The sequence below is a fragment of the Bradyrhizobium sp. UFLA05-89 genome (assembly GCF_059803475.1).
Genome location: NZ_JBANBA010000094.1, coordinates 23,214 through 39,193 on the forward strand (window position 1 = coordinate 23,214; position 15,980 = coordinate 39,193).

Annotated in this window: 15 protein-coding genes, 1 tRNA gene and 1 pseudogene; 13 read left to right on the forward strand and 4 right to left on the reverse strand. The window is 61.4% G+C overall.

The window, feature by feature from the left end; genetic code table 11:
- The first annotated feature begins 118 nt into the window (after nt 1-118).
- Nucleotides 119-193 (forward strand) — tRNA-Gln (locus SO139_RS34310).
- A gap of 7 nt (nt 194-200) precedes the next feature.
- On the opposite strand, the gene SO139_RS34315 is transcribed toward SO139_RS34310, so the two are convergent.
- Nucleotides 201-815: a hypothetical protein gene (locus SO139_RS34315; RefSeq protein ID WP_474799695.1), complete on the reverse strand. Its 615-nt coding sequence runs from the start codon at nt 813-815 to the stop codon at nt 201-203.
- Between the two features lie 48 nt (nt 816-863).
- Between SO139_RS34315 and dinB the strand changes: the two genes are divergently transcribed.
- From dinB to SO139_RS34330, 3 genes are all read left to right on the forward strand, one after another.
- A complete protein-coding gene (gene dinB / locus SO139_RS34320; protein WP_449380198.1) occupies nt 864-2,111 on the forward strand; it encodes a DNA polymerase IV in 1,248 nt (415 codons plus the stop codon).
- 183 nt (nt 2,112-2,294) lie between these two features.
- Nucleotides 2,295-3,092, forward strand: coding sequence for a MetQ/NlpA family ABC transporter substrate-binding protein (locus tag SO139_RS34325; protein ID WP_449380199.1), 798 nt, complete (start codon nt 2,295-2,297; stop codon nt 3,090-3,092).
- Nucleotides 3,093-3,531: 439 nt separating this feature from the next.
- Nucleotides 3,532-4,527, forward strand: coding sequence for a SphA family protein (locus SO139_RS34330; RefSeq protein ID WP_498541398.1), 996 nt, complete (start codon nt 3,532-3,534; stop codon nt 4,525-4,527).
- Between the two features lie 54 nt (nt 4,528-4,581).
- On the opposite strand, the gene SO139_RS34335 is transcribed toward SO139_RS34330, so the two are convergent.
- Nucleotides 4,582-5,595: a LysR family transcriptional regulator gene (locus tag SO139_RS34335; protein ID WP_498541399.1), complete on the reverse strand. Its 1,014-nt coding sequence runs from the start codon at nt 5,593-5,595 to the stop codon at nt 4,582-4,584.
- 60 nt (nt 5,596-5,655) lie between these two features.
- Here SO139_RS34335 and SO139_RS34340 point away from each other — a divergent pair, with 60 nt between their 5' ends.
- The 7 genes and pseudogenes from SO139_RS34340 (at nt 5,656) to SO139_RS34370 (ending at nt 12,441) form a co-directional block, all read left to right on the forward strand.
- A complete protein-coding gene (locus SO139_RS34340) occupies nt 5,656-6,813 on the forward strand; it encodes an alpha/beta hydrolase family protein (protein ID WP_449380259.1) in 1,158 nt (385 codons plus the stop codon).
- 25 nt (nt 6,814-6,838) lie between these two features.
- Nucleotides 6,839-7,792, forward strand: coding sequence for a VOC family protein (locus tag SO139_RS34345; protein ID WP_449380202.1), 954 nt, complete (start codon nt 6,839-6,841; stop codon nt 7,790-7,792).
- Entirely contained in the window at nt 7,776-8,141 is a 366-nt protein-coding gene (locus SO139_RS34350) for a Rieske (2Fe-2S) protein (protein ID WP_449380203.1), read from the forward strand. Before SO139_RS34345 ends, SO139_RS34350 begins: the two co-directional genes overlap by 17 nt.
- 43 nt (nt 8,142-8,184) lie before the next feature.
- A complete protein-coding gene (locus tag SO139_RS34355) occupies nt 8,185-9,315 on the forward strand; it encodes an FAD-dependent oxidoreductase (RefSeq protein ID WP_498541400.1) in 1,131 nt (376 codons plus the stop codon).
- Between the two features lie 34 nt (nt 9,316-9,349).
- Nucleotides 9,350-10,512 (forward strand): annotated as a pseudogene (locus SO139_RS34360) (MFS transporter).
- Nucleotides 10,513-10,629: 117 nt separating this feature from the next.
- Complete coding sequence (locus SO139_RS34365) at nt 10,630-11,628, forward strand: fumarylacetoacetate hydrolase family protein (protein ID WP_449380206.1); 999 nt, start codon at nt 10,630-10,632, stop codon at nt 11,626-11,628.
- Between the two features lie 42 nt (nt 11,629-11,670).
- A complete protein-coding gene (locus SO139_RS34370) occupies nt 11,671-12,441 on the forward strand; it encodes a cyclase family protein (RefSeq protein WP_449380207.1) in 771 nt (256 codons plus the stop codon).
- A 475-nt stretch (nt 12,442-12,916) separates the two neighbouring features.
- On the opposite strand, the gene SO139_RS34375 is transcribed toward SO139_RS34370, so the two are convergent.
- Complete coding sequence (locus tag SO139_RS34375; protein ID WP_449380208.1) at nt 12,917-13,114, reverse strand: hypothetical protein; 198 nt, start codon at nt 13,112-13,114, stop codon at nt 12,917-12,919.
- Between the two features lie 89 nt (nt 13,115-13,203).
- Between SO139_RS34375 and SO139_RS34380 the strand changes: the two genes are divergently transcribed.
- Nucleotides 13,204-13,533, forward strand: coding sequence for a hypothetical protein (locus tag SO139_RS34380; RefSeq protein WP_498541401.1), 330 nt, complete (start codon nt 13,204-13,206; stop codon nt 13,531-13,533).
- Nucleotides 13,534-13,663: 130 nt separating this feature from the next.
- Here the strand turns inward: SO139_RS34380 and SO139_RS34385 are convergent, their stop codons facing one another.
- Nucleotides 13,664-14,551, reverse strand: a complete 888-nt coding sequence (locus tag SO139_RS34385; protein ID WP_449380210.1) for a VOC family protein — start codon at nt 14,549-14,551, stop codon at nt 13,664-13,666.
- 168 nt (nt 14,552-14,719) lie between these two features.
- Here SO139_RS34385 and SO139_RS34390 point away from each other — a divergent pair, with 168 nt between their 5' ends.
- Nucleotides 14,720-15,907 carry a CaiB/BaiF CoA transferase family protein gene (locus tag SO139_RS34390; protein ID WP_498541402.1) on the forward strand — a complete coding sequence of 396 codons (1,188 nt, stop codon included), beginning with the start codon at nt 14,720-14,722 and terminating at the stop codon, nt 15,905-15,907.
- Nucleotides 15,908-15,980 lie beyond the last annotated feature (73 nt).

Here is a 15,980-nt window from a genome sequence, read left to right on the forward strand (position 1 = left end):
AAACTGCGCCCGCGGTCGGCGAATTTACGCGCCGAGGCGGTTGAAATGCTCGCTTTCTCTCTATAGACCGGCGGAGCAAACGGGAATCTGCGGTAGCCATTCCCGTGACAAGCGCCGTTGGGGCGTAGCCAAGCGGTAAGGCAGCGGATTTTGATTCCGCCATTCGGAGGTTCGATCCCTCCCGCCCCAGCCAGTTGATGTTACTCGGCAATCGTACGTCGTTCTGGCCCTTCATTCTGAACGCGATTCCGCTGCTCATTCTGAACATATGTCGCTGTTTCGTTCGCCAGCCTGTGCGCGTGCCGCTTGCGGGTGGCGGCCAGCATTCGCTTTTCGGTGCGCTTGGCATAGTCGATATACTGCTGCGTGCGATGTGCCGACAGCGCGCGCCCTTGTCCGTCGGTCAGTTCGGCCTCCTCCAGCTCGGTCATGCGGCCGTGCCGGCAGGCGTCGAAGGTGAAGTCCGCCGGCAATTCGAGTTTCGCACGCATGCGCTGCACCTTGTGCTGCATGGTGAAGGCGAACTGCTTCGACTTTCCTTCCTCAACCGCACGCAGGACCATGGAGATACCGCGGCGGGGAAGGTGGGAAAGGATCTCCTTGCCGCGAGGATGGAGCACCTTTCGGCCGAGCGCCTCGCGGCATGGCGCATCCGTTTCTCCTGTTCGCCCGGTGATGTCTTGGGTGCTGTGAACGCCAGACGCGGATGACAAACTGATCGGCCACCACTCAACGCAGAAAACGGCAGATGAGGTGCGTCGTGACTCCGCGGCAACGGTGCAAGTCGATGCAGATCCCGGCTTGACACCTGCCATGCGTGTTCTCATTATGTTCTCAGGGAATTTCTTCAGGCGAACGGTCGGATGGCAAGGACAGCAACCATCCTCCACGCTGATCTGGACGCGTTCTACGCCTCGGTTGAGCAGTTGCTTGTGCCTTCGTTGCGCGGCAAGCCCATCGCGGTCGGCGGTGGGGTTGTACTTGCAGCTTCCTATGAAGCCAGGGCTTTTGGGGTCTGCGGCGGCATGCCTGGACGGCAAGCGCGTGAGCTCTGTCCGCACCTCACTTTTGTCAGTGGACATTTCAAGGATTACCAACGACTGGGTGATGCTGCGATCAAGGTGATCGGCGATTTCACGCCCCTCGTCGAGCGGATCTCCATTGACGAGGCCTTTGCCGACGTAGCGGGCTGCACCCATCTCTTCGGTTCGCCAGCCGAAATCGCTACTGCAATCCGCGAGCGCGTGCGCACCGAGCTTGGTCTTCCGATCTCAGTAGGGGTTGCGCGCACCAAGCATCTGGCGAAAATTGCCTCGCAGGTTGCCAAGCCCGACGGACTCGCGATCGTCGATCCTGAAACGGAGCTGGAATTCCTTCACAACCTGCCCGTCGAACTGATGTGGGGCGTTGGACCGGTCACGAAGGCGCGGCTGGCCAGGATCGGTGTGCTGACGATCGGGCAGCTGGCAAAGACACCGGGATGGTCGCTCGAGCGGTTGCTCGGTTCTGCGGCGGGCGAGAAACTCGCAGCGCTGGCGTGGAATCGCGATCCGCGGCAGCTCAGGCCTCACCGAAGGGCCCAATCGGCAGGAGCGCAATCGGCGATTGGCAGAAAGCCGGCAGAAGCGCGAGTTATTCGACCTATCCTGCTTCACCTCGCAGATCGCATCGCAACGCGGCTTCGCGCAAAGTCCAGGCCTGGCCGAACCGTGACGGTCCGCGTTCGCTTCGCCAACCTGAACTCGGTCACGCGCTCCTTGACCCTCGACGCGCCGATCTCCGCGACGATGATCCTCGCTGAGCTCGCCGAGGAGCTGGTGCGCGCGATCCTTGCAGACCACCCGCACGAGAACACCATCTCGTTGCTGGCGATCTCCGTGTCGCATCTTGAGGAGAACTGGGACCTCGAGCTGGAGCTCCCGCTTGGACTTGAAGATGAAGCGCGCCGCCCCGGCGCCAGGATCGGCATGGCACGTTGGGCGGCTGACTGCGCCGTCGACAAGATCCGCGATCGCTTCGGTTGGGATGCAATCGGATACGGCTCGGCAGCGTTGGGTATTTCTCGTTCCGTGCCCGACGAGTTTCGCAAACTCGCCGAAAGGGACCTGTAACCCCCGCGCTCCTGCCGAGTGAGTTTGTTTTCAATTCGACGAACGGCCGGAAAGAAACGAATTACGAAGCGACGACGATGCAGCACGCGCATCGCTATTTTCTGGACCCGCTCGACAGTCGAGGAATCCGATCGCATCATTTTCGTCGACAAGCGTGGTTGAATTGGAACGGGACTTGAGACAATGAAGATCTTCTTTCGTATCGCGCAGACCGTGGGCCTCTGGCTCGGCCTCACGGGAGCCACCTTCGCCGACGAGCCCTTGAAGATCGCAACCAGCGCTGGCCCGGTCGCGCAATTGGCGTCCTTTGCCGCCAAGCTCGCCAAGGAGAAGGGGCAGGACGTCAAGATCGTCGAGCTTTCGGACTGGGTGGCGCTGAACGAGGTCGTCAACAGCGGCGACGTCGATGCCAATCTGTTTCAGCATGCGACCTATCTCGCGCTCCAGAACAAGCAGCGCGGCTTCAGTCTGGTGCAGGTCGACAAGGTCGGCGTGATCGCGCCGGTCGGGTTGTTCTCGAAGAAGATCAAGAAGCTCGATGAGATCAAGTCCGGTGATAGCGTCGCCATTCCCAACGAGCCCCTCAACGGCGCTCGCGGATTGATCCTGTTGGAGCGGGCGGGGCTGATCAAGCTGACGCCGGGCAAGGGCTTTTCGGTCAGCAAGTTCGACATCATCGACAATCCGAAGAATCTCAAGATCGTCGAGTTGGACCCGGCGCAGACCTATCGATCGCTCGACGACGTGACGCTGGCGCTCGTCAACATCACCTACCTCATACCCGCCGGCGGCGATCCCAAATCAGCACTGATTATCGACCGCACCGTCGACGACGGGCTCGTGCTGCGCTTCACGGCACGGCCGGACAAGAAGGATGATCCGCGCCTGAGAGCCTTCATCCAGGTGTTCAATTCACCCGAGGTGAAGCGGTTCATCGAAGAGAAGTTGCCGGCGTTCATACCGGCCGGGTTCGGCAGCTAGAGCCCGATGCGGCGGCGCCGGCTTCGCGAAACCGCCGCCGCCGCACCGGGGCCAACCCTATCCGGCGGATGATCGCGGCAAGTCGCGGCGCAAGAACTCGGAATATACGCTGCAGTTGACCCGCTCTTCGGCTGCGAATTCTCATGCCAATATTCATCGGCGCTGACCGCCGATACTTCCCGCCTGTCCGGTCGCGGGAGGCGAGTGCACGGCGGCGCCGCAGACGCGAGTGGGCGTCTCAGTGCGACGACCTCTCCCCATCTATAGATTTTGCGAATACCTGGGATCATAAGGATCAATTTTACCGATGGTTTGCCCCGACCAATAATACGCCAGTCGATCCCGACGGAATCGTCGGCAGGTCGGTCCAATGATGGGGACGTCAGTCGGCGCGTTACGCTTGCGAAGCGTTGCAATGCGCCGATTGCTTGGGGGAAACATGAACAGGCTACAGAAGATTTCTGCAGCGTCGCTGCTGCTTGTGTGCGCATCTGGCGGGGCCGCGGTCGCTGCCGAGAATGGTGTGCTGAACTATCCGCCGGGAGCGCCCGGCGTTTTCATCGGGACGTTTCCGCCCATTCCCGGAATCTTCATGCTCAGCCAAACCAACTATTCGAGTGGTGACGGACTCTATGATGGTCACGGCAACAAGCTTCCGATTCCGTTCGCCGTTTCCTCGATCTCCGAAACGGCCCGCATTCTCGTAAGCTACCCGACCGAATTCCTGGGCGCTCACGTCTACACGCAGTTCGTGCTGCCGTTCGTGCACGTGCAGAGCTCAAATCCGGGCGGCAAGTTTTCTGCGGACGGTTTCGCCGGGCTGACGATATCTCCTGTGATCATGCAGTGGCATCTCAGCCAATACCAGAGTCTCACACTCGGGTTGGACATCGCGACGAACACCGGCACCTATTCGCCCTGGGCCGGGTTGAATGTCGGCACCAACTACAACACGATCATGCCGACACTGGCGTATCGCTATTTTGATCCGAAGGGGGGCGAGATCGGCATTTCGCCCCGCTTGATGTTCAACGATGCCAACACCGCGTCGCCCAACGTGTTCACCCGTACTCTGCAAAACTATCGGAGTGGCGATGCATTCAATGTTGACTTCAACGTCGGATACAATTTCGGTCCATGGAAGGCCAGCGTCGTGGGCGCCTATACCCAGCAGTTCACCGACGACACAGTAAACGGCGTGAAGGCGTTTAATGCGGCCGGCGTGCAGGACGGCAACCGGCTGCGGACTTTTGCAGCGGGCCCGTCGCTGACCTATGACGCCGGCAAATTCCAGGTGAACGTCAACTACCAGCACACCTTCCTTGTTGAGAATGGGACCAAGTCGGAGTCCGTTTGGGCGAACATCGCCTTTCCGATCTGGGTACCGGCTCCGCCCCCAGGATCTGGTCCCCCAGGCTCTCCCGTCAGGCATTGAACTGGCGACCTCGCGGCCGGAATCCTTGACGACAAGGCTCTGCCGGCCTCTTCTTTAATCGAGTGTCTTTGCAGCCAGCTTGATCGTCTTTAGGAGCCAGGCTAGGCCGGCATCGTTTGACCTGTATCTGTGCCATTGCACGGATTGATTCATCTGGGGCAACTGGAACGGCAGTTCGAGAATCTTGATCGGCAATCTGCGAAGCGCCTCCTTGGCGAGACGGCGATGAATAGTCGCGATGCGATTGGTTCCGGCAACAAGTCCCGCCATCGAGCTGAAGCTGTAGGTGATGACGTCAATGCGCCGTTCAATGCCGAGCCTGGTGAGAAAGACAGTTTCGAGCGACTGCATGCCCTCGGAAGGTTGCATCACGACGTGTGGTGCGCTTGAGAAATCTTTCATCGTGAGCTTGCCTTTCGCGTAGCGCCCTTTGGTCCACGCGACGGCACAGAAATCGTCCTGTAGCACCTTCTCGAATGGATGGTTCTCCGAGCAGAATTCGCGCGGGATGATAAGGAGGTCGACCGCGCCTTGCTCGAGCAGTCGGTCCGGCGCAGCTACCTGATTGAGGAAGTTGAACTTCACGTCGGGCGCCGTACGCTCGCAGGAAGCGAGCAGCGCCGGCGCAAGCGTCGCCAGCGTGTAGTCGGAAGCCAATATTGTGAACCGGCGGTTAGATTGGGCCGGATCGAATTGCGAGGTCGCGGCAACCGTCCATTCGATCCGGACGAGTAGGTCGCGTACCGAGTCCTTGAGCGCCTCGGCCCTCGGCGTTAGCTCCATCTTCCGTCCGATCTTTGCGAGCAACTCGTCTCCAAAATAATCCCGCAGGCGCTGTAGGGCGCTGCTCATTGCGGATTGGGTGACATTCATTCGCGCTGCGGCGCCGCTGACGCTTCGCAGATGCAGCAGATGGTCCAGTGCAATCAGAAGATTGAGGTCGAGCCTGTTGTTGAAGCGCATTATCCTTCCTCCCGATCCATCATTTTTATCAATACCAAAGATGTAAACAATCGATTTTTGAAACGGTAAGAGAGGTATTAGACACAGGCCAGAGGGAGCGCTCACCGGCTGACCAACGCAGACAGCGGCGGCCGAAGCATGCTCGAGATCGACCTGGGATTTCGAATGTTCAAATACTTTCCGAAGAACTACGTCTGGAATCTCTCCGTCGATCTCGCGATTGAGATGGGAGCACGGATCGGCGAGATCGAGGAGATGTGCGCGCCGCTGCAAGAGGCGTCGTCGCAGCCCGACGCCGCAGGCGTGCAGGCGTTCCGCGAGACGTGGTCAGCAATGGCGGATAAGCTGTGTACGCTTGCTGCCGAGGACGAGGCGCAAGGGCGGTTTTTCTCCGCGGGCGAGAAGTACAATCGCGCCGCCATCTATCTGATCACCTGCGAGCGGCTGCAGGCGCATGGCGCGCCCGGGCGCCTTGAACTCTACCAGCGCTTTCTCGATGTGTTCGCCCGCGGCGTGACACTCGCTCAGGAAAATTGCGAGCGCGTGGAAATTCCCTATGAGAACGCGCATATCACCGGCCTCCTGGTGCGGGCCGAAGGATCGGCCGGACCTGCGCCATTGCTCGTGCAGGTCAACGGTCTCGATTCGACGAAGGAGATGAAGTACCGCGTCGGATTGCCGGGCTGGCTTGCCAAACGCGGCGTATCGTCGCTCGTCATTGACCAGCCGGGTTCGGGCGAAGCTCTTCGATTGCACGGAATGACGGCGCGCTACGACAGCGAGCACTGGGCAAGCCGCGTGTTCGATTGGCTGGAGACGCGAAGCGATGTCGATGCCAAGCGAATCGGCCTCGAAGGCGTGTCGCTCGGCGGCTACTTCTGCCCGCGCGCAGTGGCGTTCGAGCCGCGTTTTGCCTGCGGCGTTGCCTGGGGTGCCAACCACGACTGGCGCGACGTGCAGAAGAAGCGGCTGCAGAAGGAAGGCAGCTTTCCGGTGCCGCACTACTGGGCCCACGTCCGCTGGGTCTGGGGCGCCAGGGATCAGGATGAGTTCCTGAAGATCGCAGAGAATGTCCATCTTGACGGCATCCTGAACCGCATCGAGGTGCCTTTCCTCGTCACGCATGGCGCCAACGATTCCCAGATTCCATTGCAGTGGGCGCATCGCACCTACGACCAGCTCGTCAACAGCCGCAAGCGCGAGTTGAGGATCTTCACCGAGCGCGAGGGCGGTTCTCAGCACTCGAGCTTCGACAACAGCATCAACGCTGGCCACTACATCGCCGATTGGGTCGCGGAGACCCTCGGCGGGCGCGTTGCGTGATCGCGGATAGGACTGGAGAAGAACAATGAAAATCGTCGGATTGGACAGCGTCGTCTTCGGCGTCGATGACGTCGCGGGCGCTGCGCGGTTTCTCACCGATTACGGCCTGACGCCGGTGAACGTTTCGGAGAACGGCGGACGTTTCGAGGCCATCGACGGCACGTCGGTGGTGATTGCGCACGAGGGCAATCCGCGGCTGCCCGCGCCACCTACACCGGGGTGCCGCTTGCGGAAGACCGTGATGGGCGTGGCCGACACTGCGACATTGCAGGCGATCGCGGCCGAGTTGCGCCGCGATCGCGAGGTTCGCCAGTTCGACGACGGCTCGATCGAATCGATCGACGACGCGAATTTCGTTATTGGCTTCCAGGTCTCGGTCCGTCGGACCTTCACGCTGGCGGGCGAAATTTCGAATGCTCCCGGCGGGATCATGTTCCGTCCGATCAACAGTCTTGGTGTGCCATCGCCTGGCTCGGTCATCCGCCCGCGGTCGCTCTCCCACGTGGTGTATTTCGTTCCCGACGTCCTGAAGGCCGAGGCGTTCTACGTCAATCGCCTCGGCTTCCGCTGCACCGACCGCTTCACCGGCACCGGTCCGTTCCTGCAGCCGGGCGGAAGTCTCGATCATCACACGCACTTTCTGATGGCCGCTCCGCCGCACATGCACGGGCTGGAGCACTTCACCTTTCATTTTGGTGGTCCGACCGAGATGATCGCCAACGGCTATCGGTTCGTCGAAAAGGGCTATCAGGCTTTCTGGGGACCAGGCCGTCATATGCTGGGCTCGAACTGGTTCTGGTATTTCAACAGCCCGTTTGCCTGTCACATCGAGATGGATGCGGACATGGACCAGCACGATGCGAGCTGGACGCCGCGCGAGACGGCGGCATCGGCGGACAATTCACAAACCTTCCTGCTGAAGATGCGGAAGAAGTGGTCTCCAGGTCCTGGAATTCACGAGAATGGCGACTACGCCTGAAACGGATTTGGAAGGTTGGATTCGGCTGTGCCGGTCGGAGGAGATCGGTGAAGGGCAATCACGCGGCTTCGATCTCGGAGATGAGGACCAGGACACGATATTCGTCGTTCGTTGTCGTGGAGCCCTGCATGCGTGGCGCAATGCCTGTCCGCATGTCGATGGCGCACCAATGGCCTGGCGCAGGGACGCGTATTTGAATGCCGATGGCACGCGCATCGTGTGCCACGCGCACGGGGCTCAATTCATGCCCGATACCGGTCTCTGCGTTCAGGGGCCGTGTCTCGGCAAGCGGCTGATACCGGTAGGGTTCGTCACCGACGCAGATGGCGGACTGTTCGTGAAGATATGAGATGGCGCCTCAAAGAGGCGCGCGCTCGGGGGGAAAGAGCAGCATGGCGGTGGTCAACAGGGTTCTAACTATCGGCGGCGGGTTTTCCGGCATGGCCGCGTCGATCCAGATGCGCAAGGCCGGCATCAGCGTCGATCTCGTCGAACTCGATGCGAACTGGCGACCGGAGGGGGCCGGCATCTCCGTCAGCGGCCCGACGCTGCGTGCGCTCGAGACGATCGGCGTGTATGACGAGTTCGCCAAGCGGGGATTTACCGCCGACGGGGTCGATCTCTTCACGCCAACCGGCCACAAGGTCGGGGAGATTCCAACGCCAAAGGTCGCGGGCTCCGACGTTCCCGGCGGCGGTGGAATCATGCGCCCGGAGCTCGGTCGCATCCTGGCCGATGCAACACGCGCCAGCGGTGTCTCCGTTCGCGTCGGATGCACCTATGAACGGCTCGAACAGGCTGGCGACCATGTCACCGTTGCTTTCACCGACGGGACGACAGGGACATATGATCTCGTCGTCGTTGCTGACGGCGTTCATTCGAGGACCCGTGAATTGCTATTCCCGGACGTGAAGCCGCCGCAATATGTGGGGCAGGGCGTCTGGCGTGCTGTCCTGCCGCGCCCCTCGGACATCGTGCGCCCGCGGATGTGGCTGGGAGGGCCTGTGAAGGTCGGCGTCAATCCGGTCTCGCAAACCCACATGTACATGTTCATCACCGAGGCGCGGCCGGACAAGCTTCAAGTCGATGCGGCGAGCCGGCCGCAGCTGGTTGCCGATCTCATCGCGCCCTTCGCCGACCCCGTTCTGGTGGCGTGTCGTTCCGACCTTTTCGCGCCAGACGCCGCGATCGATTATCGTCCGCTCTCGAATCTGCTCGTGCCAGCGCCGTGGAATCGCGGCCGCGTGATCCTGATCGGCGATACGGTTGCCGCAACGACGCCGCATCTGGCATCCGGCGCGGGCATCGGCATCGAGAGCGGCATCGTTCTCGCGGAAGAGCTGATGCGGGCCTCGACGCTCCAGGAGGCGTTCGACGGCTTCCATGGTCGCCGTTGGGATCGCTGCCGGATGGTGATCGAGAATTCCGAACGGTTGTGTCGCATCGAGATGGAAAATGGCGACAAGGCCGAGCACGCCGGGATCATGCGTGAGTCGGTGGCGGCCCTGACACAGCCGATCTGAAAAGAACGATACCAACGATCAACGGGAGGAGCAGATGAAATCAACAACGGAAACATGGTCGGGTCGAATTCCCCTGATGGTGGCGCATTGCGCCGGCATGGTGGATCTCGTCGCGTTGCCGGTCTGGGTCGGGACCCTCATCGAACGTTACAAGTTCACTCCTCAACAGGCTGGCGGACTTGCCACCTTGTTCCTCCTGGGAGCCGTGCTCAGCAGCGCATTCTTCGCGCCGCGGTTCAACCGGCTCAATGCGCGCGTTGCGGCAGTTGTCGGCTTCGGGATCGCGAGCGCGGCCTTCCTGGTCGCCAGCAGGATGTCCGACTTTGCGCCGCTCGCTGGTCTGCACGCCGTGGCCGGCGCCGCGGCCGCCTGCGGACTGAGCTTCACCCACGGCACAATCGCCCGCAGCGCCAATCCGCATCGATTGTTCGCGATCGTAGGCATGGCGCTCGGCGTCTTCGCGATCGTGTTCCTCGGCGTCACGCCCAATCTCGTCGCTAGCCTTGGCGGGTTTGCGCTGTTTGTTGCCTTCGCGGCGATCATGGCCATCGCTGCGCTCTTCGCCGCGATCTCGTTTCCGACCGGAGGTGCCCAGCGTGCGGACGACATTGTTGCCGCTGTGAGCCATCTCGGGCGAGCTGTCTGGTTCGGCATCGCCGGCATCAGCTGTATGGCACTGACGCAGGCGATGATGTTCAGCTTCATCGAGCGCATCGGTATCGATCGTGGTTTTGGGACCCAAGCGGTTACAGGCGTCCTGATCGCCCTCGGCTTCGTCAACCTGCTTCCCGCTCCGCTCGCTGCATGCTGGAGAGACGGTTGCCGGCGAAGACCGTGCTGCTTGCCGGGCCGGTTTGCCAGGCCGTGATTGCGGTTGCGGTCACGTTCGGTGCGGGATTCGTCGCCTATGCAGCTCCCACCGTGCTGTTCGCTGCGGTCATGATATTCACCCACACCTTCGCGTTCGGGCTGCTGTCCCGTCTCGATCCCACGGCTCGCGCGCTTGCGGGAACGCCGGCAATGTTGATGATCGGCGCAGCCGTTGGCCCAATTCTTGGCGGTACGCTCGTCCAGCTCTTCGGCTATCCGGCACTTGGCCTGTGTGCGGTCGTCATCTCGACCGTCGCGGTCCTGTTGTTCTCGAAGGTGTTTGCTTCGGCGGCTCGGCCCGTGCCAGGTTCGCTTGAAATCGCCTGATCCCAGCGCGGTACAAATCACGCATGGGCCAATCGGAGCGGCAAGCCGGGGCCGCATGTTGTTCGTACTTGTGGACGGAAGGTTCGGCCCGGAAGTCAATTTGGAGAGGAAGGGCCCATGAGGTTTGCAACCTACGACGATGGGAGCATCGACGGTCGTCTGGTCGTCGTGTCGAAGGACGGGACGCGGGCGGTCGAGGCGAGCGGTGTCGCGCCGAGCCTTCTCGCCGCGCTGCGCGTCTGGTCGCAGGTCGAGACACCTCTGCGCAGCCTTGCGGACCAGCTCGAGAGTGGAAAGGTCGAGGGTGAGCTCGTTTTCGATCCCGCCCGCTGCCTCGCACCGCTCCCGCGCGCGCCGCAATGGTGCGACGGTTCGGCCTTCCTCAATCACGGCTGGCTGATGGACGTTGCGCTCAAGAAGGCGCCGATTCCCGATTTCGAGACCATCCCCGTCATGTATCAGGGGGCCAGCGATGATTTTCTCGGACCGCACGCAGACGTTCCCTTCGTGTCGGAAGCCGATGGTATCGATTTCGAGGGTGAGTTCGGCGTCATCGTCGACGAGGTCGCGATGGCGACGCCGGCAACTCAGGCCGGCGAGCGTATCCGCCTGCTTGTTCAGATCAACGATTGGAGCCTGCGCGCGCTCGCTGCGCGCGAGGTGCGAACCGGATTTGGATTCTTGCAGTCGAAACCATCGACCGCCTTCGCGCCGCTCGCCGTGACACCGGACGAATTTGGCGACGCCTGGCGCGATGGCCGGCTCGACATGGCTCTTCACGTCTCGCTCAACGGAACACGGGTTGGCTCCGCCTCCGGCCGCGAAATGACATTCTCCTTCCCGCAATTGATCGCCCATGCGGCAAAGACCCGTCGTCTGACGGCGGGCACGATCATCGGATCGGGGACGGTCTCCAACGCGGACCGCGCCGCCGGGTCGAGTTGTCTTGCCGAGGTGAGAGCCATCGAAACGATCGATCACGGTGCGCCACGAACATCGTTCCTGAAATTCGGCGATCGCGTGACCATGCAGGCCCGCTTTGCCGATGGTCGCGAGGGGCCGTTCGGATTTGTCGATCAGACGGCGGTCCAGTCAACGCCGCTCGAGATGATCTGAAAACGTAAGTTCATGCGGATCCTCTAGAGAGAGAAGCTCACCATGACGATGCGCTTTGTCGATATCTCCGTGCCGCTCCAGGTCGGGATCAAGTCCGATCCGCCGGGCCTCGAACCGCACATCCAGTATTTCGGTCACAAGGACGCGCTGCACGAGGTCGAGGCCATGATGGGGCTGACGCCCGATCAATTGCCGGATGGCGAAGCATGGGCGTTCGAGCGAGTGCAGATGAGCACCCATAACGGGACCCATCTCGATGCGCCCTGGCACTATCATTCGACCATGAACCGCGGACAGCCCGCGGCCACGATCGATCAGATCCCGCTCGACTGGTGCTTTAGGCCGGGTGTGAAACTGGACTTTCGGGACAAGCCCGACGGCCACGTCTGTACGGCTGCGGATGTCGAGGCCGAACTCGCGCGCATCGGGCATACGCTTCAACCGCTGGACATCGTCCTCGTCAACACCGCGGCGGGCACACGCTATGGACATGACGACTATGTCGGTCGCGGCTGCGGCATGGGACGAGAATCCACGCTTTACCTGCTCGAACGTGGGGTCCGTATCACTGGAACCGACGCATGGAGCTGGGACGCCCCGTTCGGTTTCACACGGCAGAGGATTGCCGAAACCGGCAACAGCGCGCTGTTCTGGGAAGGGCACAAGGCCGGGCGTGAGATCGGCTATTGCCATCTCGAGAAGCTGCACAACCTTGAAGCCCTGCCTGACTACGGCTTCACGGTATGCTGCTTTCCGGTCAAGGTCGAACGCGCATCCGCAGGTTGGACACGGGCTGTCGCGATCATCGGTTGACGGTCAAGGCAATCCGCCTACCTGGCGCGGCGGTCGCAGAGGGCCGAGTGACGTTCGTTGCGTTCGCACGAAAGGGCCCGGCGATAGCGAGGCCTGCAGACGCCCGCTGCGAGCAGACATGATACGATCTGATCGGACTAGGTTGGGCGTCGGAGCCCGGGAGAATTGATCCACTCGTCTATGTGGGCTGCCGTGTCGGCTTGGCTGGCCTTTCTCTGAAGCTCCTCTTTCTCCTTGCCGGCCGGCATCGTTTTCGCGTGCTCACGACTCTCCTGCGCGACTTTCGAGAGCTCGTCTTGAAGAGAGACTGTCTGCCCAAAAACGTATCGCATGACGCTGCTCCGGCGTGCGGATGGCGAATTCGCGACTTTCGAATTTACGGGTGACGTGATGCTCGTCGAGGACGAGTTTCTACCCTCTCGCTCGCGAACGCCAGTTCTTTTTTGACCCACTTCAAAAGAGATCGACTCAAGAATCAGTCAGAAGTGATGTCGCGATGTTCGATGTCCCGCTGAAGCCTCGCTTGAAATTGTTGGTCAATGGGCGCGGCCCGTCGCTTGGGTTCGTAGCGCTCCACCAGCTTCAAAAGACGCCTTTTGATAAAGGGATCAGCCTGCTCTGCGAGATCACGCAATATCGTCGCGCGCTGCTTGTTAAATTCGTCGTCCAACATCGTCGTCCCCGTACAGAAAAAAAGATATTTGCAATTGGGTCAGTATAGCGCCTCATTGTTCTTGAGGAAGGCCCAAACGGGAATCTTGCTTGATTAGCTCGCAAGTGTGGCAATCGTGTTCGGCTGTTTTGTCGAGAGATTCCGCCAGAGATGGCGCCACGTCGTCGAGTTTCGACGAATCGGCAGCGAATCTCGTCAGCGACGTCTGCAGTCCCATCGCGCGTGACGGCTACTTCCTCAATATTCCCACCGTCCGCGCCATTCGCCTCACCGATCCGGCGTGGCGGCCCAGTTCGTCGGCGATCTTCGATGCGCCAATTCCCTGCCGCGCGAGCCTGAGCAATCGCCGGACTTCCTGCTCGGTCCATTGCTTTGGCTTCGGTGTTTTCATGGCGCTGCGCTCGACAGGCACCAGTTAACCAGTGAGCCAAGTGGCCAACACTTGGGAAATTTACGGGTGGCCTCCGCGCTTGGACATCATCCTTCTGATGATGCAATCGAAGGAGCGGAGCACGAGCCGGCCTTTGCCAAGCGCAATCCCTGTTGCTCCTATCCGTCGTATTGATCCGGCCCCATCGCCCAGGATGATTGATCGTGGCCGAACGCGTAGTTGCGGTTGGTGATCGCCGGGTTGCGATTGACCATCGGCCGCATGAACATTGGATGGGTCGCGCTGCGCACCTCGTGCTCGACCGTGAAGAGATGCTTGCCACTGTCGAGATCGACGATGTCGCAAAACCGGTACTGGTATTGATTGTCCTCGCGGGAGATCAGCTTGCGCGCCGACAGCCTTCGGTAAGGGCCGGAGAAATCGGTGATGTACATTTGCACATGATGGCCGTCATAGTCGGCCTGGGGGCGATCGGTCTCGCGGAACAGGAGATGCTGGCCGCGGCCCGTCTTCACCGCGGCAACCTGGCCGTCACCGTTCCGCAAGCTGGCGGGCATGCCCATGATCTCGGGATAGAAGGCGCAAATCGCCGGCGCGGTTCCGAGCGGCACCTCGAATTCGACGTAGGGGATGCCGAGCGCGATGCGCCCAAAGCGCGCCGCGTCCGGTTCATGGCAGCGTAGGCGATTGCCCCACGGACAGGTCGCCTCGACGTAGTCGTTGTGCTCTGCGAACGCGAACGCCGTGCCCTCGAGCTTGCTGGCGACCGATGCCAATCGCGCCAGCAGCGCCTCGCGGCCCGCAATGACCAGTCCGACGTGACCGCGCAGCACCTGCGGCCGGCCGCTCGGCAAGTGAAACTGGCTTTGACCGGCATTGATCCACATGTTGGTGTCGGACACCATCAGATAGGGGTCGCGGGTGAGCCCGAGCCCCGTGACGTAAAACAAGGTCGCGAGGCGCTGATCGGGGACCTGGACGTTGACGTGCTCGAGATGGATCGCGTTGCCGAGATCTTCGGCGGATCGGTCGAATTGTTGGGGCATGGATGCGGCTCTGGAAACGATGACGGACTGGCCATACTAGAGCAGAATTTCCGTCAGCCGAAACTGTCAGCCGATCACATCTGCGGGCAAAGTAGCATGCTCGTTGCCACCTTGCCGTGGCAGCCAGTCCCTGTAATCTGGCAAAAACATAGATAAGGGAAGGCATCGATGGGGGGAGTTCTGGAGGGCGTGCGCGTCCTCGACTTCGGACGCTATATCGCGGGACCGTATTGCGCGACATTGCTGGCCGAATTCGGCGCCGAGGTCATTCGCGTGGAAAAGCGCGACGGCAGCGAGGATCGCTTCGTGGCACCGGTCGGCGAAGGCGGTGAAGGCGCGCTGTTTCTGCAGATCAACCGCAACAAGAAGTGCATCACGCTCGATCCGATGAAGCCGGAGGGGCACGAGATAATGCGCCGCCTGGTTGCGACCGCGGACGTCGTCGTCGCCAACCTGCCTCCGCAGACCCTGCGCGCGATGAAGCTCGATTACGACTCGTTGAAGGCGATCAGGCCCGACATCATCCTGACGACGGCAACCGCGTTCGGCGGGCCGGGCCCCTGGTCCGACCGCGTCGGTTTCGACGGTGTCGGGCAGGTCATGTCGGGCTCGGTGTACATGACGGGCGCTGGCGATCCGCCTTACCGGGCCGCGGTGAACTGGGTCGATTTCGGAACTGCGCTGCATTGCGCGTTCGGGACGCTCGCCGCGCTGATCGAGCGCGGCAAATCCGGGCGCGGGCAGATCGTCGAGGGGGCGTTGCTCGCCACCGCGCTGTCCTTCACCAATGCCACGCTGATCGAGCAGGCGGTGATATCAGTCAATCGCGTTCCGACCGGCAATCTCGGCCAGACCGCTGCTCCAGCCGACATCTACCGCACCAAAGACGGCTGGGTGCTGTGCCAGGTCACGGGTCATCCGCTGTTCAAACGCTGGGCGAAGCTGATGGGCGAGGAGGCGAAGTGGCTGAACGATCCGCGCTTTGCCGACGACAACGGCCGCGGCAACAATGGCCCCATCATCAGCGAACGGATGGCACGCTGGTGCGCCGAGCGCACCACGCAGGAGGCTGTCGACACGCTTGGCGGTGCGATGATTCCGGCCGGGCCCGTCCTGAGCCCGCAACAGGCGCTGGATCATCCGCACATCCGTGCTGCCGGCTTCATGCAGGACGTCGATTATCCGGGCTTGCCGAAACGCGCACCGGTCGCACGAGCAGCCGTCCGGCTGTCGGAAACGCCGGGTGAAATCGCGGCGCGACCGCCGACGCTCGGCGAACATACCGATTTCGTCTTGGCCGAACTCGGCTACGACGCGGCTGCGATTGCGGCGCTTCGGCAAGGCGGCATCATCTAAAGCGGGATGGGGTTAGGTTGAATCGATTTGGGATTCCCAAATCAGCTTGTTTCTGATTCACCATGCTGGCTGG